Origin of the sequence: Lachnospira pectinoschiza, from assembly GCF_020564355.1 — a bacterium.
Taxonomy (GTDB): domain Bacteria; phylum Bacillota; class Clostridia; order Lachnospirales; family Lachnospiraceae; genus Lachnospira; species Lachnospira intestinalis.
Genome location: NZ_JAJCRR010000001.1, coordinates 55,020 through 74,800, shown reverse-complemented (window position 1 = coordinate 74,800; position 19,781 = coordinate 55,020). Strand labels below are relative to the sequence as shown.

19 protein-coding genes, 3 tRNA genes and 1 pseudogene are annotated in these 19,781 nt (G+C 38.9%); all 23 read right to left on the bottom strand.

All coding sequences use genetic code 11. From position 1 onward, the window contains the following. Positions 1-77: 77 nt before the first annotated feature. The 23 genes and pseudogenes from LI288_RS00470 to purF all read right to left on the bottom strand — a co-directional run bounded on the left by LI288_RS00470 (position 78) and on the right by purF (position 19,757). Positions 78-149: transfer RNA gene (locus tag LI288_RS00470), tRNA-Thr, on the bottom strand. A gap of 116 nt (positions 150-265) precedes the next feature. Next, entirely contained in the window at positions 266-1,996 is a 1,731-nt protein-coding gene (locus LI288_RS00465) for a methyl-accepting chemotaxis protein (RefSeq protein ID WP_227089089.1), read from the bottom strand. Between the two features lie 48 nt (positions 1,997-2,044). Beyond that, entirely contained in the window at positions 2,045-3,298 is a 1,254-nt protein-coding gene (locus LI288_RS00460) for an extracellular solute-binding protein (RefSeq protein ID WP_227089088.1), read from the bottom strand. A gap of 181 nt (positions 3,299-3,479) precedes the next feature. Next, the gene (gene sigH, locus LI288_RS00455; protein WP_227089087.1) at positions 3,480-4,091 is read right to left on the bottom strand and encodes an RNA polymerase sporulation sigma factor SigH; all 612 of its coding nucleotides are present in this window, start codon (positions 4,089-4,091) and stop codon (positions 3,480-3,482) included. A 96-nt stretch (positions 4,092-4,187) separates the two neighbouring features. Then, on the bottom strand, positions 4,188-4,931 hold the full coding sequence (gene rlmB / locus LI288_RS00450; RefSeq protein WP_227089086.1) for a 23S rRNA (guanosine(2251)-2'-O)-methyltransferase RlmB: 744 nt from the start codon (positions 4,929-4,931) through the stop codon (positions 4,188-4,190). Further along, complete coding sequence (locus LI288_RS00445) at positions 4,928-5,401, bottom strand: Mini-ribonuclease 3 (protein ID WP_022433026.1); 474 nt, start codon at positions 5,399-5,401, stop codon at positions 4,928-4,930. The genes rlmB and LI288_RS00445 overlap by 4 nt, the downstream gene beginning before the upstream one ends. Beyond that, entirely contained in the window at positions 5,386-6,792 is a 1,407-nt protein-coding gene (gene cysS, locus LI288_RS00440) for a cysteine--tRNA ligase (protein WP_227089085.1), read from the bottom strand. Before cysS ends, LI288_RS00445 begins: the two co-directional genes overlap by 16 nt. Before the next feature lie 122 nt (positions 6,793-6,914). After that, complete coding sequence (epsC, locus tag LI288_RS00435) at positions 6,915-7,577, bottom strand: serine O-acetyltransferase EpsC (protein ID WP_022433028.1); 663 nt, start codon at positions 7,575-7,577, stop codon at positions 6,915-6,917. Positions 7,578-7,608: 31 nt separating this feature from the next. Further along, entirely contained in the window at positions 7,609-8,151 is a 543-nt protein-coding gene (ispF, locus tag LI288_RS00430; RefSeq protein ID WP_022433029.1) for a 2-C-methyl-D-erythritol 2,4-cyclodiphosphate synthase, read from the bottom strand. 160 nt (positions 8,152-8,311) lie between these two features. Further along, positions 8,312-8,385, bottom strand: a tRNA-Met gene (locus tag LI288_RS00425). Between the two features lie 16 nt (positions 8,386-8,401). Beyond that, positions 8,402-8,474: transfer RNA gene (locus tag LI288_RS00420), tRNA-Val, on the bottom strand. 104 nt (positions 8,475-8,578) lie between these two features. After that, complete coding sequence (locus LI288_RS00415) at positions 8,579-9,163, bottom strand: hypothetical protein (protein WP_227089084.1); 585 nt, start codon at positions 9,161-9,163, stop codon at positions 8,579-8,581. Positions 9,164-9,199: 36 nt separating this feature from the next. Next, positions 9,200-9,856 (bottom strand): hypothetical protein, encoded by a 657-nt coding sequence (locus LI288_RS00410; RefSeq protein WP_022433031.1) that lies wholly within the window; start codon positions 9,854-9,856, stop codon positions 9,200-9,202. Positions 9,857-10,269: 413 nt separating this feature from the next. Next, positions 10,270-10,749, bottom strand: coding sequence for a hypothetical protein (locus tag LI288_RS00405; protein ID WP_227089083.1), 480 nt, complete (start codon positions 10,747-10,749; stop codon positions 10,270-10,272). A 62-nt stretch (positions 10,750-10,811) separates the two neighbouring features. Beyond that, positions 10,812-10,979 (bottom strand): annotated as a pseudogene (locus LI288_RS00400) (TfoX/Sxy family protein); the annotation flags it as partial. 505 nt (positions 10,980-11,484) lie between these two features. Beyond that, the gene (locus LI288_RS00395; protein WP_227089082.1) at positions 11,485-11,847 is read right to left on the bottom strand and encodes a hypothetical protein; all 363 of its coding nucleotides are present in this window, start codon (positions 11,845-11,847) and stop codon (positions 11,485-11,487) included. 100 nt (positions 11,848-11,947) lie between these two features. Beyond that, the gene (locus tag LI288_RS00390; RefSeq protein ID WP_227089081.1) at positions 11,948-12,781 is read right to left on the bottom strand and encodes an alpha/beta hydrolase; all 834 of its coding nucleotides are present in this window, start codon (positions 12,779-12,781) and stop codon (positions 11,948-11,950) included. A gap of 275 nt (positions 12,782-13,056) precedes the next feature. Then, positions 13,057-13,560: an AAA family ATPase gene (locus LI288_RS00385; RefSeq protein WP_227089080.1), complete on the bottom strand. Its 504-nt coding sequence runs from the start codon at positions 13,558-13,560 to the stop codon at positions 13,057-13,059. Between the two features lie 132 nt (positions 13,561-13,692). Beyond that, entirely contained in the window at positions 13,693-14,952 is a 1,260-nt protein-coding gene (locus LI288_RS00380; RefSeq protein WP_227089079.1) for an ATP-binding protein, read from the bottom strand. 184 nt (positions 14,953-15,136) lie between these two features. Then, positions 15,137-15,781, bottom strand: a complete 645-nt coding sequence (locus tag LI288_RS00375) for a DUF1287 domain-containing protein (RefSeq protein WP_227089078.1) — start codon at positions 15,779-15,781, stop codon at positions 15,137-15,139. Positions 15,782-15,825: 44 nt separating this feature from the next. Next, positions 15,826-16,572, bottom strand: a complete 747-nt coding sequence (locus LI288_RS00370) for a CPBP family intramembrane glutamic endopeptidase (protein WP_227089077.1) — start codon at positions 16,570-16,572, stop codon at positions 15,826-15,828. A 129-nt stretch (positions 16,573-16,701) separates the two neighbouring features. Continuing rightward, on the bottom strand, positions 16,702-18,132 hold the full coding sequence (purB, locus tag LI288_RS00365) for an adenylosuccinate lyase (RefSeq protein WP_022431478.1): 1,431 nt from the start codon (positions 18,130-18,132) through the stop codon (positions 16,702-16,704). A gap of 182 nt (positions 18,133-18,314) precedes the next feature. Beyond that, complete coding sequence (purF, locus tag LI288_RS00360) at positions 18,315-19,757, bottom strand: amidophosphoribosyltransferase (RefSeq protein ID WP_227089076.1); 1,443 nt, start codon at positions 19,755-19,757, stop codon at positions 18,315-18,317. Between the last annotated feature and the right edge of the window lie 24 nt (positions 19,758-19,781).

The following is a 19,781-nucleotide window of genomic DNA, read 5'->3' as shown; positions in this document are numbered from 1 at the left end:
TACAAAAATAATATACAAAAAGACATTGAACAGACTACTTTGTAAAATCCGCTCAATGTCTTTCTTTCTTTTTATAAAGCTGTTGAGGGGAGTCGGACCCCCGACCTCTTCATTACCAATGAAGTGCTCTGCCACTGAGCTACAACAGCCTGCGTTCTACGCAAGAACTATAATATTATACCTCGCTTTATTTGTCAAGTCAACTTTTTATTTTCTCTGCGATAAAACTTCCTGTAGAAGACTATTACCGCAGAGAACACTCTTTTTAGAAGTTTGCAAAGACATGTGTACTTTTCTGCAATGTCTGTGCAATTACTTTATTTTCATTCATTTTGTCACTGATATTTACGATATCTTCAACCAGATTCTGCGTGCTTTTTGCAGCTCCATTAATTCCTTCTGCGCCTTCGTCCACTGCTGTTGTAATGGCACTGATAGACAATGCAATTTCATCGATATTTTTCTTTAACATATCTGTCTTTGCCGTAAATTCCTGCATTGCATTTTCAATGTAGGATGCATTATCCCTATACTTTACACCGCTTTCCACAAATGCTTCGAATTCCGGTAATATGGCATTTTGTATATAACCCACAAGCTCATTGGCATTATCCGAAAGATTATTGACAGCTGCTACAACAACGGAATTTATCTGCTGGATTCTGTTTGCCGTTTCACGGCTTGAATCCGCCAGACCGCGGATTTCATCCGCTACAACTGCAAAACCTTTTCCTGCCTCGCCGGCTCTTGCTGCTTCAATGCTCGCATTTAATGCAAGCAGGTTGGTCTGGCTTGATATATTTAAAATTTCATCCGTCAGGCTGGTTACCTGTCCTACACTATGGCTGTCTTCAATCGCCTTTCCAAGTCCCTCTAATATAATTCCAATGGTTTCATTGGTTTTATCCATATTATTTCTTGCATCGCTCTCCATCTTATCCGCATTGGCCTTCATCTCTTTTGAGAATTCGTTAATTTCGTCGGACTTGTGTGCTATCATCTCAACATCACCGCGTACATTTTCAGTATTATTATTAATAACGCTGACTGAATGTCCTACATCCTGCATAGTTGCCGACAGCTCTTCTGTCATCGCCGATAAATCTGTTGCACTGTCATTTGACGTTGCAACACTTTCTCCTACTTCACGTACTACATTCTCCATATGGTTCGTGTTCTCGATAATCATCTTTAGTATCTGCTGGAGTTTATCCATAAACAGATTAATACCATTTCCAAGATCAGCAATTTCATCATTTGACAAAACAGCAACTCTCCTAGTCAGATCTCCTTCACCTTTATCAATTCCGCTGATAATGTCCCTAATGTCCTTATTCGTGGCAAGAATCGGTTTAATCACAAAACGTATTACACAGTATAACGCCACCATAAGAAGCGTGACACTAATAGCAATAATTATGCCATTGCTTACCAATGCCCCCAGATAAACATCCGATAGTCTTTCTCGCGCATCAGATGCCGCAGTGTTCGCATGCTCCTTCATGACATTAATTTCATTTTGAATTGCCATGCTGCTTTCACTGACAACTCCATTTGCCAGTGCATAAGCCTCGGTATTTTTCCCAAGTGCGCTGTATGCCATCAGATTACCAAGCTCATACTTCATCGTCTCATAATTGGACACAACCGTTTCATAGGAGCTTTCATCCTCCGGCTCTACATATTTTCTGTAATCTTCAAGCTCCTGCTCTAACGTTTCCTGTTCTGTCTGCATTTCTTCAACAATGGAAATCATTGTATTGAGGTCCGTTGCTATAATATGGGACAAACCCAGCTTATGTATAGACTGTGTTTCGTTCTCAATGGCAGAAAGCTCGGAAATGCTGTTCATGCAATCATCTGCAATACGTGAAGCATTCCGATTTACCTTTCTTATATTATTAACTGCCATAACATTTGACAGTACAGATAATATTCCTAATATAAATACCGGCACCAGTATCAGCGCCTTCAGGCTTGTTCTTTTTTTATTCATATAAACCCTCTTTTCTTATGCGTAATCCCAAAACAGCTTTTCCGGTTATTATTTTACCGTTGACGCCGTAATCCCGTCTACAAGCACATCCATAAGCTCCTGTTCCGAAAGACCACCTGTGTTTCCGCTAAGAATCGTATCTGCAAACGATTTACAGGCATCCCAGTAGCTATTTCCAACCCTCTGGAGTGTACCATACTTTGACTGGTCAATTACAGCCTGTATTGCTGCTACCTTTTTAATATCCGGTGAAGCAGCTGCATTAATATTTGACGGTCCCTGATTACGCTCTGTAAAACGTATTTTCTGATTTTCTTCATTTGTCATCCAGTCTGCAAGCTTGCATGCCCAGTCTTTATTTTTAGAATAGGCATTGACACCCATCATTTTATATCCCGTAAATGAAGCCATCTGCACTTCTCTTCCGGCGCATGTATAAGCTGGCAGTTTACATGCTCCATAGTCAGCTCCCCACGCTTCTTTTGCATTCATAACATCCCATACACCGCTGATACCGGCTATTACTTCTCCCGATTTCATCTTGTCCGCAATTTCCCCATTCGGGCAGCTTAAAAAACCGGCATTTGATGTAATCCTTTTTAACGCCTCTTCTATATCAACACCTCTTATATCACCGGATGTATCATTCCAGTTACAGGCATTTGTCACTCCGTCTTCATTCAATGACAGTTTCAGACCCGTATTACCAAAAAAAGAATACAGATACCAGCCCGAATTAAATTCCATCGCCACTTTCTTTCCCGCTGCCTGTGCTACGGAAAGCATTTTATCCAACGACTTTACATCCTCCTCCGTAAAATAGTCCTTATTATAATACATAAAATATCCATTGTCTGCCGTCATTGGATATCCGTATAATTTTCCATTAAGAGTTGCAGCATCCACTGACTCTTTTATATTCTCTGCCGACACTTCTTCTGCATTAGGAACCGGAACCAGCACCCCGCCTGCAACAAGCGATATAAGCTGGTCATCCGGGAACGAAAATACATCTGCCCCGCCGTGGACATCTGTAAGCATCACATCTCTTACCCCTGAATCCGCCTGTGTTTCAAGTGTGATATTAAAATCCGCCTGTCCCTTATACTGTTCTTTAAAACTGTCTATCATCTTTGTAAGCGTTGCTGTATTATCTTTTTCTCCCCATACCGTAAGCTCTACCGTTTCTGTACCTTCTGTTTCCTGTTTCCGGTCGTCTGCACTTTCTGCTGCACCGCACCCTGATAACAGTAGTGATGAGGTCATAAAAAGTGCCATAACCCTTTTCAAACATTTTTTCATAGTAAACTCCATTCTGCAGACATTTCCCTGATTAACAACCTTTAAGACTGAACTGCTGCGATGCCTGCGGCGCAGTCATTCCGTATCACATTGCACTTAATTCCCCTATAAATCCGTCACCGCCATACAATACTTTTTATCTATAAACAGCATATTACTTTTTCCGCTAAACATCAATCACTTAATTTTCTAAAGTCAGACGGGCCGCTTTACTGCGTATCCGTTGCAGGGCATTATCAACTGACTTCGGCGGCTTCTGCATTTTTTTTGCAATTGCTGTATAGTCCATTCCTTCCAGATAATAAGTCAGCACCTGCTGTTCAAAGGTACTCAGTACTTCTTTTAAACGGCTCTTTAAGTCCCGGTTATGTTCTTTGTCTATCAGCAGTTTTTCAGGATTTAGCTCTGTCTGCGACTGCAGAATATCAACAAGACGCATATCACTGTCTTCATCACCGCCGGCCGGCATATCATATGAAACATAGGTATTCAGCGGCATATTTTTTTTACGGTTTGATGCCGCCACCGCCGTAATCATCTGACGATTGATGCACATACTTGCAAAGGTCGCAAAAGAAGCCTCCCGGTCTGTATTATAATCCCGGATTGCCTTATATAGCCCAATCATGCCTTCCTGAATCAAATCGTCATTATCACCGCCGGCTAAAAACATGGCTTTTGCTTTTTTACGTACCAGATGTTTATACCGTTCAAATATAAAATCCATTGCATCTGTATCTCCATCGCGGTACCGTACAATCAATTCTTCATCACTGCACTGTTTCAAATCCATGTTTTATTCTCCCCAATACGCTTTATTTAAGCGTTTTCACACAGAGCGGCATCCGACTTTATCCGCTTACACCTTTTCCGCCAGTATCTGTTTTTCCTATGCCTTTAAACGCTGGCGCACAATCTCATATGCCAGCACACCTGCCGCTACGGAAGCATTCAGCGAATCAATATCGCCCTTCATCGGAATTGATGCCGTAAAATCACATTTTTCTTTTACAAGACGGCTCACTCCCGCACCTTCATTACCGATAACCAGTCCAATCGGTCCTGTAAGGTTTAAATCATACATCGTCTGTCCGTCCATATCGGCACACACAAACCACATGCCTTCTTTTTTCAGTTCTTCAATGGTCTTTGCAATGTTGGTTACTTTTGCCACAGGTGTATAGTTAACCGCTCCGGCAGAGGTTTTTGCTACGGTCGCCGTAAGTCCCACGGCACGGCGCTTCGGAATAATAACACCGTGTGCCCCGCAAAGGTTTGCAGTACGGATAATTGCCCCCAGATTGTGCGGGTCTTCAATCTCGTCCAGAATAAAAATAAAAGGGGCTTCACCCTTTTCCTTTGCTGCATTTAAAATATCTTCGACTTCCGCATATTCATATGCTGCCGCCTGCGCAACAACGCCCTGGTGATGTCCGCTGTTTGCCAGTCTGTCCAGCCGTTCTTTATCCACAAAATTGATAATGGTATCCGTCTTTTTGGCTTCCCGCAAAATACTTTTTACAGGACCGTCCTGACAGCCGTCTAACACAAACAGCTTGTCAATGGTCTTTCCTGCGCGGAATGCCTCCAGCACGGCATTTCTGCCCTCTATAATAAATTCTTTATATCTCATTTTTTCTCCATTCTATGGTGTTCCCATTCCCCAATTGCCTCTAGACCTGTATGTACCAGCTTTGTCAGGCGGTCGTACTGCCCGTCCAGATACAGATATCCCATTAAGGCTTCAAAACCGGTTGCACGTCTGTAATCACCGATTGTCGCGTTTTTGGCAGAAGTATACGACTTTGCATTTCTGCCCCTTTTATAGACTGACAATTCATTTTCCGTCAGCTGTTCTTCAAGGATGCCAATCAGTTTAGACTGCGTTTCCGCCTTGACCAGCCTGCACGCATGCCGGTTGATTTTGTTGACCGGCATGTTGCCAAGGCTGATTAAATAGGTGCGGATCACAAGGTCGTAAATGCTGTCGCCGATATAAGCAAGCACCAGGGGTGATAACTGCCGTGGTTCTACCTGTGCAAGCTCTAAATTCTGCCAGATATTCCGTGTCAGATTTTCTTCAAAATTTAAGCTCTTTTCCATCTTACGCCTTCTCTTGTATCTTCTAACACAATGCCCTTTGCTAAAAGAGTATCCCTGATTTCATCTGCTTTTGCAAAATCTCTGTCTTTTCTTGCCTGCTGACGCTGTGCAATCAGATTTTCGATTTCTTCATCTAACATCTCCGCTTCTTTTTCCGTTATAAGTCCCAGTACATCTGTCAAAGCTGTAATCTTTGCCTTTAACGCATTGAGATATTCTGCGGTATTACCTGCCGATGAATTAGAATTTGCAAATTTAACAAGTTCAAATACAGCTGCAATCGCATCTGCCGTATTAAAATCATCTTCCATTGCTGCTTCAAATTTCGCCGTCATTTCCGCAGTCTTTTCAAGCAGTGCCTTTTCTTCATCTGTCATTGCACCAGCCTGTGCATTTTCCACAAGGTGTGTCAGATTGCCGACTGCCGTCACGATTCTATCCAGACCGTTCTTTGCAGATTCCATCAGGTCATGGCTGAAATTAATCGGATTTCTGTAATGTGCGCTTAACATAAAGAAACGCAGTACCTGTAAATCATATTCTTTGCTGATATCTCTTACGGTAAAGAAGTTACCGAGGGATTTGGACATCTTCTTATTGTCAATATTTAAAAATGCGTTATGCATCCAGTATTTTGCAAATGGTACGCCGTTTGCAGCTTCTGACTGGGCAATTTCATTTTCATGGTGTGGAAAAATCAAATCCTCACCGCCCGCATGAATATCAATCTCGTCTGCCAGATACTTCTTAGACATGACAGAACACTCAATATGCCAGCCCGGTCTTCCCTCACTCCACGGTGATTCCCAGTAAGGCTCGCCTTCTTTTTTCGGCTTCCACAATACGAAGTCTAACGGGTCTTCCTTTTCGGATTCTCCGGCAACCTTGATATCTCTGTGTCCGGCTTCCAGATCATCAATATTCTTCTTTGAAAGCTTTCCGTAGCCCTCAAACTTTCTGGTGCGGTAATAAACCGTACCGTTGACATTGTAGGCATAGCCTTTGTCAATCAATGTCTGAATCATGTCAATCATGCCGCCGATTTCCTGTGTTGCAAGCGGATGTGTTGTGGCAGGCTTGATATTCATACCTTCCATATCCTTTTTGCACTCTGCGATATAACGCTGTGAAATTTCTTCGGCAGATACACCTTCTTCATTGGCCTTTTTAATAATCTTATCATCCACATCCGTAAAGTTGGATACGTAATTGACATCATACCCCTTATATTCCAGATATCTTCTTACCGTATCAAAGCAGATCATCGGTCTTGCATTTCCGATATGAATCAGGTTGTATACGGTCGGTCCGCAGACATACATCTTTACCTTGCCTTCTTCAAGCGGCTGAAATTCTTCTTTTTTTCTTGTCAGTGTATTATAAATTTTCATTATTGCTCCTCTTTTCCGTAGACGCTTTGTGTCGGCGGTACGCGGGCTGAATTCCATTCAACCCTGCGATAAATCTATTTGTGGCGTCTACGGCACAAATAGTTGTGTGAACAATCTTAAATTTATGGATTGGTCACACTTTCCAATGCCTTCTCTAATTTATCAAGACGTACCCGAAGGCGTGCATTTTCACTCTTTAAATCGTCCATTTCCGTCTGTACCGGGTCCGGCAGATGCACCTGGTCTAAATCGTCATTGACACGTACATCATTTTGAATGACGATTTTACCCGGTACACCGACAACCGTTGAATTCGGCGGCACATTTTCAAGAACAACCGAACCGGCGCCGATTTTACAGTTATCTCCGATTGTAAATGAACCAAGCACCTTTGCTCCCGCACCGATTAATACGTTATTCCCCACTGTCGGGTGGCGCTTGCCGCTTTCTTTTCCGGTTCCGCCAAGCGTTACCCCCTGATACAGTGTTACATTATCCCCGATAATGGCTGTTTCACCGATAACCACGCCATGTCCGTGGTCGATAAACAGACCTTCACCAATCTGGGCGCCCGGATGAATCTCGATACCGGTCTTTCTTGCCGTTTTCTGCGAAATGCGGCGTGCGCGGTAATAGTGCTTTTTCAGGTACAGTTTATGTGCCTTGCGATATTTTAAAATTGCATGGAAACTCGGATATAAAAACACTTCCATCGTTGATTTTATTGCCGGGTCCCTGTCCTTTATGACTGCAATTTCCTGTTTTACATATTTAAAAAACTCCATGTCTACTCCTCAATGTCTGATTGCTGTTACTTTATTTTACGGAACAACCGCCACATCCGCCACAACAATTTGTCATATCCGAATCGCCATAGATATAATTGGTTACGTCATTTAAGCTGCAAACCGCCTGGGAAGAAATGCCCTCTCCCGTACCGGTAAAACCAAGTCCTTCCTCGGTCGTTGCCTTTACATTGACACGGTCGATGTCAAGCTTTAAGGTGTCTGCAATATTTTTGCGCATTTCATCGATATACGGACGCATTTTCGGCTTCTGCGCAATAATCGTTGCATCAATATTTTCAATGACATAATTCTTTTCATCTAAAAGCTTTCCAACCTGTCTTAACAGTTCCAGACTGGAAATGCCTTTATATCTGTCATCGTTGTCCGGAAAATGCTTTCCAATATCTCCAAGCGCTGCCGCACCGAGCAGTGCATCCATAATCGCATGAAGCAGGACATCCGCATCAGAATGTCCCAGCAGACCTTTTTCATACGGAATTTCCACTCCGCCTATAATCAGCTTTCTGTCTTCCACCAGTCTGTGTACATCATACCCCATTCCAACGCGCATTTTCATTCTCCTTTCTGACTTCTATCATTTTATTTTCCCGTAAAAGAATACCATTATTCTATGAATTGTACAAGTGAAAATATTTCCGCTTCGGCAGTGTTTTACAGTATTTTTCCCTGTATATGCAAAAAAGACACCTTTGTTCAAGGTGTCCATGTAGTAGCGAGAGGGAGACTCGAACTCCCGACACCACGGGTATGAACCGTGTGCTCTAGCCAACTGAGCTATCTCGCCATATTCTTTTCATGTATGGGACCTATAGGGCTCGAACCTATGACCCTCTGCTTGTAAGGCAGATGCTCTCCCAGCTGAGCTAAGATCCCATATTCAAATTCATGATGAACAATCGCTGCACCCGCTTGCGCTGTGTTGTTTTTGTTCTCTCGTGAACTGACTTGGTTATTATAATACGATAATCGCGTAAATGTCAAGCACTTTTTTCAACTTTTTTTGAGATTTTTTTATTTTTTCTGCAAACCCGCAGAAACAGGGGGCTTTGCAGCTGTCTTTTTAAATTCCCATATGTTATATTCCTGCCTGCTTCTGTAAAATACGGTTTTATAGTATCATCATCGCACCACATAATTTTTTTTAATGTTTTTCCTTTTGACCGGTAAATGCTTTTTATTGCCAGATATATGAACGGAACCATTATCTTTCTCAATGTCTTTCCAATCTGTGCAAACTGCCCGCCGTCAAAAAAGACATGTTTTACGGGTATCTGTGTATTGGTTAGAAATGCCATTGCAAGGTCTGCGCCGATTGAGGAAGCCACCACAAGTTCTATCTCACGGATTCCCTGTTCTTTTAAAAATGTCATTATCTGCTGTATTTCATCTGTTTTACTGCGATATTTTTGTCCGGCACAATATACTGTCGAAGTCGGCATAATGCAGTAATATTTCTGTTCCAGACACTCTGCTACCGGCATACTGCTGTCACCCGTCACTCCCATTGCATGAAAAAATAATATTACCGGTTTTGATTTGTCACCTGCTGTTTTAAATATCATATTTTCCCTTCTCTCTGTGCAAATTATATGTGCGCCTTACTCCATGCTTCCTATATTAAAATTGTACTCATCTGCTTCCCGTGGATTTTTAAAGCCTTCAAATGCTTCCACTTTCGTCAGCGAAAGATAAAAGCCACAATTCGGAACAGGGTACTTCTGTTTTTCCTTTCGGACATAACCTTTGATAGACAGCAGATATTTTCCGGCAGGGACATCATATTTGATATCTGTATAAATTTTAACAAGCTCTCCCTTTCCCGTTTCCGCCTTATACCACCGTTCCCATGGCGAGCGGTACCGCTCCACCGGTTCAAACTGTCCCGGCGTGGTATAAAATTCTTCTTCCTTTTCATGATATATTTTCGGCTCAAAAGGCTCAAGCTGCCGGATATTGGAAATCCACAGCCCGTCTTTAATTTCCAGATTAAATCCGTCATAGTCAATCTTTTGTGTCCACCGGTCGTCAAACGGCTCGTCCCGTCCTTCGAGCCGGATTGCGTAATTATACGCATTAATTCCTACTAACGGGATTAAAATGCCCTCTTTCTGCGTAGACAAATAAAGTTCCTTATCCTTTTGTAAAAGACTTAACAGCTTTCTTTTCCGAATTTTTTCACGTTTCAAAAAGTCCTGTACGGTATCTGCGGAAAATATACAAATCCCGTAGCCCATTGCGTCTACTTCTCTGTCCATGTTTTCTTTCTCCCCATTATTACCATTATAATATGTGCTTTTATTATAGCATTTTGGTGTTGCCGCTGTCTAAATGTTTTTGCTGTAAAAGTTGCAAAACGGATTTTCAATATAAATTTGACATAAATATGGAAATAGAGTAATATGAATATATAAAAAGGCACTGTCGATAGACGGTTTAGCCTTTAGGATACAAGTTATTAAAAATAACCGTTACCGTGGCTGGGGGCGGTTATTTTTTTGGTTTTTTATTACAAATGGAAGCAACAAGCGTTGCAACTGCACATAATACTAATGTATATGTAAACATATCTGAATAAGTCACCATAGTCTCACCTCCTCTCGAAGGTATCGACTAAACCGCCTACCGTGAATGGCAGTGCCAAAATTATATTAACATACTAATTGAAAAGTTAGCAGCATCTCTTTATAACAATAATTCCTCCATCATTTGCAATAACAAAATACTTTCCATCGTAGCTAAATCCACAGATGTATGCACCATAATTTTCATAAACTTTTATTTCATCACTTTGACCAGGAATAAAAGTTATAGTCGTAATATACTCTTTTGTTTTCTGAATAAGAACCCTTTCGCCCTTATTTGTTGTATCAGGTAAGTTTCCACCGTATTCTCCTGCTATTAAAATCTGTTCGTCCGGTAATTTATCACAAATTGCAATAAGTTCTTCTTCATCATAATCAATCATACAATTTTCAATTTTTCCATTGTCACAATCCAGAATAGTAGTTTTTTGAGAAGAAATGATAATCATTTTATTTGAAATTTTCTTAGAAAACCCAAGCCATTCAAAACCTCCAACAGAAAAACTCGTTACAAATTTCCAACCGTCAATATGCTGACAGGCACGGATGCTTTCATCATAATTCATTAGCATAAATATTCCCCCCTATAAAATCTAACGAAATGCTCTTTTACAAATTGTTAAGTTGTCTATTTCTTCTTTTTCGGTTTTGGGGCTGGCAGTTCATCATACATTGCATGAAACAAGCCTGTCAAAAATTCCTTATTATCAACTTCATCTACCAACAACATCTCTTTTGCTCCCTCACAGGGTAATTCATACGGAGCTGTCGGCATATAACTAATTGCCGATTTTAAACCATTAAATGTTAATTTCTGCTTATCACATCGTAATTCTTCAAATTCTATTACTTATTCCCCTCGTTTCACACATAATTTTAATTTTTCCCAATTAATTATAATTATTATATGTAAAAACAGCCGTAAATTCAATCGTATTTTTTTGCAATTGAATTTGCGGCTGTATATAACCTCATTTTAGAATTGACCTTCTGAATTTTAAAACGCAATATCACTATTAATTCAAAAAGACGTGCATCAGAAAGCCAATTAATACACAGACAGCTAATGTTATCAGCATACTACCTATAACTAAAAGATTTTTCTGATATGGACGTTTTCCTATCTCACATTGCTTTTGAATATCATCCAAAAGTTTTCCCTCAGAAAATGCAACAATTTCTTTATAGCTCTGGACATCATTATCTTTTTTTACCTTTTCAATCTTTAAGACAAAGTAATATTTTTGCTATCAAAGTGTATTGACATCTGTGTTTTCCGGGTGTCAAAATTGTTTTACATACTATAAATCCGCAAACTCCTGCTTTGTTTTTATGGACTGCTCAATAAATGCCTTTACTGCATATACATCTTTTAATTCTTCATATCGCGGAAATCCGGCAGGATTATGCTTTGAGTAAGTCAAATGGAAAATATAGTAGCTGTCCGCATTTCTTCCGTTGTCAATAACATATAACACATCATCATTAGATTCACACTTTGCTGCTGCCCAAATTCTTTTGTCATATAAGAAGTGGTCTTCCCCGATTTCATTTTTCAATTCAGTAACAAATACTCCGTCAGCCTGTGTTAATGGAATCATATACCAGTTAAAATCTTCATCATATTTATCATATAAATCACTAAAAATTTCTTCTATTGTCATTATCAATTTCCCCTAATTTTTAATTTCCCAATTTGACAAATAATGAATTTGCGAGCATTCCGTATCAACCACAAGCGGTCTTACTCATTGCCTTATTAATTCACCGGATGAAGCTTCTGATTTCTTCACTTATTCTTTGATATTCGTAGTCGTGAATATAATGAGGACAGTCCAGTTCAATACAACTTGCGTTGTTGTGGTTTGAAATATATTCTTTAGGAATACTTCTCCACTTTTCTTTTGTAAAACCTGTTCCACCGGAACCGTCAGAGATAAACAATAACATCGGCACTTGTGGGATGCCCTTTTCCTTTACAACACCCGCATTCTTTTTTACCGCTTTTGCTTCGTCAATCATCGTTACAGTTGCGGTTTTTTGGTAAAATATAGCCCTGTAAATTTCTTTTTCCTTTTGAGAGAGCGTTCCCGATTTGATGGCATTACTTTCCGCAAGGCTTGGTATCCATCTTGTAATTCCCAATCCGGCGCAATACTGTCCTAATCTCATTATAGGAATATTGATGTTCATTTCATCATAATAGTCCGGCACAGCCATATCCAAACCGACAATAGCTTCAACTTCTTCCGGATACTTCTGAGCCCAGTATAAAGCTTCTAATCCGGACATTGAATGTGGGCAAAGCACATACGGCGGTTCTATTCCTGCCTTATCAAGTGCCATTCTGGTTTCGCTCAATATTGTATCAATATCCCTGTTTTTATCTACCACATCACTGAAACCATAGCCGAATTTTTCCACTACTGCAATTTTGTACTCATTGCTCAACAGCGAATACAGTGACTTAAAATCCAATATAGGCGAGCATGTTCCGCTTCCTGACATAAATACAAATGTTTTGTCACCGTCGCCCTCCGTATATACACTCATGTTGTGACCGTTGACTTCTACAAGTTCGCCCAAAGGAGTCAGCAAGTTCCTCTCCTTTGCACTGCACACTTTATGGCGGACAAAAGATACTATCACAAATAATACAATGACCGCAAAAATTATCAATATTATTTTCATTTTATGTACCTTTCTCAGAAAAATCATCTGCCACACACCGTTTTTCATTGTGCATAGCCACATTTTCATACATAAGTCCAAAATGCTTTCCGTAGTATTTTACCCTTTCAACAAATTCCTTTTCTGTTGCTGCTTCCGCAGGCGGAAAACATTCTGCCTCAACTGCGCCAACTTGGGAGTTATCATACCGCCTTTATTATTTTCTCTACATCCTTTTTTCCTGATAACCATACAACTTTATTGTCATATCTATCTAAAATACTTCTTATTTCTTTCAAATTTTTATTCTGAAAAGTTTCAGTCCATTTCAAAAGGTTATAGACCGATTTCAAAGTTTCTTTTTTCCCTTTTTGTAGCCCCAATTTTCTTTTTATAAAGCGCATAATAATTCTACTTTTATATAAATAACCAGGCATATCTAAAACATATATTTTATCAGCTTCATCAAAACTTTGCTGTACCCAGGCATAATATACCCCCTCAATTATCCACTCATCATTATTATATAATATTTCTTGTAATAACGCTTTTCGTTCATCAAGCGGTCTCTTTTTTCCATATTCTTTGGCGTTGTTATCCCATTGAATATCGTCTAAGTCGAAATGAGAAATATTATACTTCTTTGAAAGTGCATTTGCTAAATAGGTTTTTCCAGAACCACTGCAACCAATAATACGTATTTTCATCAGTCAATATCCTCCCTAAATTCAAATATCACAATCCATATGTTCACTTATTTTCATTGTATTTTGTCCCCGTCAGAAAACATAAAACAGGTATTCTGATACTAATTTTGCAGCAAATAAAAATCATTTGTATTAATTCATACGTTTTATTATATACTTTGTGCCTCTGCCCTTTCCTTTAACCTCTACCACTCCCTTTTTGCTCATTTCTTTCAATAACTGTGTTGTTTTTGATTTACCAAATGGTGTATAGGGTGCTATTTCACTGATAGGCTTGAGCATTGTCGTGCTTAACAGCGCATACACCTGCTTTTCATCTTCCGTTAAATTTATATTTTCTTCAAAAACAGGAAGCATAATCCGAATCGTATTTTCTAATACTTCAAAATCAGGTTTTCTTAATGCACTTTCATATAATTGCTTTATTCTTGTAATTCCGGTTCCAAAAATCTCAACAAACCCAAGCCTATAAAATACATTTGCAAGATTCCTGTTTCTTAAAACAGAAATTTTACCTGATAAGTATTCATCTTCTGTTATTCCTGATGGCAGACCTCCGGGCGAAATAACCTCAATTCTGTCATCAAACATCAGAACTCTTATTTGTGATTCTATATCCCACGCTCTATGAATTAAAGCATTTGCAATCGCTTCACGAAAAGCTGCTTCCGGTATTTTTTCTACATTTTTCCTCTCTGCCCCCTCTATTATTTCGTATTGATAATAATCTCTGAACATATCTATTGCTTTATCATATACCTCTAATATGGATATATTTTCAATCGTTGCCCTTTTTTGAATAACACTGATATTTTGACCAAACTTTACAATATCAATGCCGGGAAAATGATTTCTATCCGCTAAAAGTCCTGCTGCATTATTATATCCATTATTATTATCATATAAATTAAGTATTTTTAAAGTATCCTTATTAAAAGTTTCAATCTGAATGCTTTCTTTTAATTTTTGATGCAAAACTTCAAATGTTAATTTCTGTTCATTATATGGTAATTCTTCAAATCTTATATTTTTGCCCTCCAATATAAGACGTGAAAATTCTAATGTATCTACCTCTATTGTTGCAGTATCATTTCTCTTATATGCCTTTGACTTGTATAAATACGGCTTATGAATTCCACTCTTTACAGTAAGCTTTATCGTACTGTCTTTTTGTATTTCAAGTGTATAATCCGGTTGCGGCGAAATACTGTCGTTAATTTTATTTTCTATATGAAGACAGGATTGTTTTACATCTGCTATTCCCTTGACATTCCCATTATCATCAATGCCAAAATAAATCTCCCCTCCATTGTAATTTGAAAAGGCACTTACTGTTTTTAAAAATGTATTTGTAATTGTTTCTTTAAATTCTATTGTCCTTGTTTCACGCATACCATTTATTCCTTTCCAATTTGTTATATTTATTATACGCAAAAACAGCCATAAATTCAATCGTATTTTTTTACGATTGAATTTACAACTGTTTTTAGTTATATTTAAGGCTTTATAATTGTTTTACAATCATTCTGTATAATCATTGCTGTTAAAAACTTTTGCATTGCAAACCGGAAGTTGTTTAACTGATTCTATAATGTCCTATGATATCATCACGATGTTCCAGTATATCCTCTTCATAATATATTTGATATGGATTTGCATGATGGATAACAAAACATATACCTTTTCGATTTCTCTTGTCAGATATAATGCCTATATGTTTTTTAAATACAACAATATCTCCACCTTGCCATTCTTCTATTTCATTTATATCTGTAGTAAGACTTATTGCATTATTATCGAAATATACTTTTAAGTTTTTAACTCTTCTAAAATCTATATTTTTATCAACGGCATCCATATCATATAATTCTTTATTGTTTTTTATATCCTCATTTACTAATTCCATCAAATCATATCCTGCATCTTTTAAAGCAAAAGCTACTACATCAGTACAAACCCCATATTCATCATTTGGATAACCTGTATTGTAATATTTGCTTTTATATTTTGGATTAGTTTTTATGTAATTATTTGCATTATTTAATATATCTGTTTGGTCATCTATACCATCATTGTCTTTATCAATATTGCTCTTGTAAGCTTCTATATTGAAATCTGCATTTGTATATTTTTTATGTGGAATATAATTAAAACAATACAACACATATAAAGCAACAATTATTAGCACCGAAAAAACAATAAGCGTTATTCTCTTCTTCATACATTCTCCATTAAACAACTTTCGATCTGTGGGGATACAATAACTTATATTCTTTTCCTCTTTGATACATGAAATAAAAAACACGCAAAACATATACATACTACTTTGAATATATTACCTATAAGTGCATTATCATTTACAGTAATTTGGGATAATGTATTAATTAAGGCATGTGTCATTACACATATCCACAAACTATTTGAATATGCAAACAACGCCGAAAAAATAAAACAGTTTGTTAATAATCCCAATAAGAAATACGGAACATTAACAATTTCTATACTGCCATCAATATAAAAGAACAGGAAATGCCATATGCTCCAACACAAAAAAGTAATAATCGTTGCAGCAATATATGGAATCTTTTTCTCTAAGCAAGGTTGAAACGAATATCTCCAGCCTATTTCTTCTATTCCGCCAAATGCTATTGCCTTAAAGAAAAGAACCAACAGAATCAGTAAACTTTCTATTTTAAATCCTTTACTTACTATCACAGAACAAAAATCCATAAATAAAAATACCAGTACTACTGCATAGATTTTAATTGATTGCTTTATATCGAAAAAATCTTTTAATATACTTAACGGTCTTTTAGCATTATATTTGATTTGATAAAATACACCCCAAAGTGCAGATGACACACCGCCAAATATAATAAAAACCATTCCCAAAAACGAATTGTATCCCAATTCATACCCTTTTGCTTTTAGGATCCCAACCAGTGCCGCAACAACAGTTATCTGAAGCAATGTCGGAAATAAAAAACCTTTGATAATTGACTTATTATTCATTATTCATCCCTTAAATAATTAAATTACGATTTAAAAAATCCACGCTTGCATTATACCATAAAAATAACGGCACTGTATATCGCTGTCTACCAATATACAATGCCGTTATCAGCTGTTTCTTTTTTCTTTTTATACGTTAATCTCTGCTGTCATGCCCAGCTCGTCTTTGCTTGCAGCAAGAATCGGCTGAATCACTTCTGCTAAGTATTCTTCAACCTGCTCCTTAGAACGTCCGACATACTTCATCGGGTCTAATTTTGCCTGTAATTCTTCAAGCGTTACGTTAAACATCGGATCTGCTGCGATTAATTCAAGCAGATTGTTGTCTAAGCCTTCCTGCTTTACACGCTTGCCTGCTTCCATAGAAAGCTCGCGGATTCTTTCGTGCAGTTCCTGTCTGTCGCCGCCTGCCTTTACAGCGTCCATCATGATATTTTCGGTTGCCATGAACGGAAGCTCTGACATCAGTCTTCTGTTGATAACCTTATCATATACAACCAGTCCGTCTACAACATTTAAGTAAAGGTCTAAGATACCGTCTACTGCTAAAAATCCTTCCGGAACGGATAATCTCTTGTTGGCTGAATCGTCCAGTGTTCTTTCAAACCACTGTGTAGAAGATACGATTGCCGGATTTAACGCATCACAGATGACATAATCTGCTAAAGATGCCATTCTTTCACTTCTCATCGGATTTCTCTTATAAGCCATGGCTGATGAACCAATCTGTGATTTTTCAAACGGTTCTTCAATTTCCTTTAAATGCTGTAATAAGCGGATATCGTTAGAGAACTTATGTGCGCTTGCCGCAATGCCTGCAAGAATATTTAATACTCTTGTATCTACTTTTCTTGAATAAGTCTGTCCTGATACCGGATGACATGATTCAAAGCCCATTTTCTGTGCAATCTTTTTATCAATCTGCTTAATCTTTTCATGGTCGCCGTTAAACAGTTCTAAGAAAGAAGCCTGTGTTCCGGTTGTACCCTTACATCCGAGCAGCTTCATAGTTGAAAGCACGTAGTCGAGGTCTTCTAAGTCCATAACCAGTTCATTGAGCCACAGTGTTGCTCTCTTACCGACAGTGGTCGGCTGTGCAGGCTGGAAATGTGTAAATGCCAGTGTCGGCTGTGCCTTATACTTGTCCGCAAACTTTGAAAGTTCGTTGATAACGTTGACTAACTTTTTACGAACCAGCTTTAAGCCCTCTGTCATAATAATAATGTCGGTGTTATCGCCTACGTAACATGAAGTTGCGCCTAAATGGATAATGCCCTTTGCTTTCGGACACTGTAAACCATATGCGTAAACGTGTGACATTACATCGTGGCGTACTTCCTTTTCACGCTTCTTGGCATCTTCGTAGTTGATATCGTCTTTATGTGCCTTTAATTCAGCAATCTGCTCGTCTGTAATATCAAGTCCTAATTCCTTTTCTGTTTCGGCAAGTGCAATCCAAAGTCTTCTCCATGTCTTAAATTTCATATCCGGTGAAAAAATGTACTGCATTTCCTTGCTTGCATAACGTTCTGCAAGCGGTGTCTGGTATCTGTCGTTCATGATTTAATCCGCCTTTCTTTTTTTACATCACTCTATATATTGCACACATTCTATACATCTTTCATACTTTATATACTGAGTGTATTTATATGCCGTATATTATATACAAGCTGTATATTTCTCATTCTCCATTCGTGCCGTTTCATCAAACCGACCGAAGAAAGCTTTACTTCTCTGTCTGTTTAGCCCATTTCGCCACGGATATCCTGTGTCGGCGGCTCTATCGGGTAATTTCCGGTAAAGCAGGCATCACAGTAATCCTTCTGTCCGTTAATCATTTCACTTAAACGGTCTACTTCCAGATAGCCGAGGGAATCTGCACCAATCAGCTTGCAGATTTCGTCTACGGTGTGTCCTGAAGCAATCAGCTGGTCTTCTGACGGAATATCCGTTCCAAAGTAGCATGGGTGCTTAAACGGAGGAGAACTGATTCTTACATGCACCTCTGCTGCGCCTGCATTCTTTAACAGGCTGACAATTCTTGCACTCGTTGTACCGCGCACAATGGAATCATCAATCATGACAACCCTTTTGCCTGCCACCGCTTCTTTTAAAACATTTAACTTTACCTTTACGCTGGACTCGCGCTGCTCCTGCTTCGGCTTAATAAAGGTTCGTCCTACATAGTTGTTCTTAATAAAAGCATTGCCGTATGGAATACCGGACTGCATAGAATAGCCAAGTGCCGCCGCATTTCCGGATTCAGGCACACCGACAACAAGGTCTGCTTCTACCGGATGTGTCTTTGCAAGAATCTTTCCTGCATTGATACGGGATTCGTAAACGCCCATGCCGTCGATATCGCTGTCCGGACGGGCAAAATAGATATATTCAAAAATACATCTTGCTTTCTTTTCCTGACAAAGACTGGTATCCGATGCAATACCGTCCTTTGTAATCGTTACAATTTCACCCGGAAGCACGTCACGAACAAATTCTGCACCGACCGTATCAAGTGCGCAGGTTTCTGATGACAGAAAATACGCATTGTCACGCTTGCCGATACAAAGCGGCTTAAAGCCAAACGGGTCTCTTGCGCCGATTAACTTTCTGGGACTCATGACAATAAGGGAATATGCACCTTTTAACTTCTGCATTGCACCCTTTACCGCCTCTTCAACGGTTCCAACCTTTAATCTCTGTCTGGCAATTAAATATGCAATTACTTCAGAATCAATGGTAGTCTGGAAAATTGCTCCTGTGTAAGAAAGTTCTTCTCTTAATTCCAGTGCATTTAAAAGATTACCGTTGTGAGCAAGTCCCAGTGTTCCTTTTACATAATTTAAAACCAGTGGCTGGGCATTCTCTCTGACACTGCTTCCAGCTGTGGAATATCTGACATGTCCAACACCGATATTTCCTTTTAAATTCTCAAGATTTTTTGCATTAAACACTTCATTGACAAGTCCCATATCCTTGTGTGCAAGGACTTTTCCCTTCGGGCCTTCTGTGTCACTGACTGCAATACCGCAGCTTTCCTGTCCTCGGTGCTGTAATGCAAATAAACCATAATAAATCGTTGATGCTACATCATTTCCGTCGAAATCATATGCGCCGAAAACACCACATTCATCATGTAATTCATCTTCAACCGTTTTGTCGGTCTGATTAAGATAGTTCTTCATTGACTCCTCCATAAAATTTTGCTG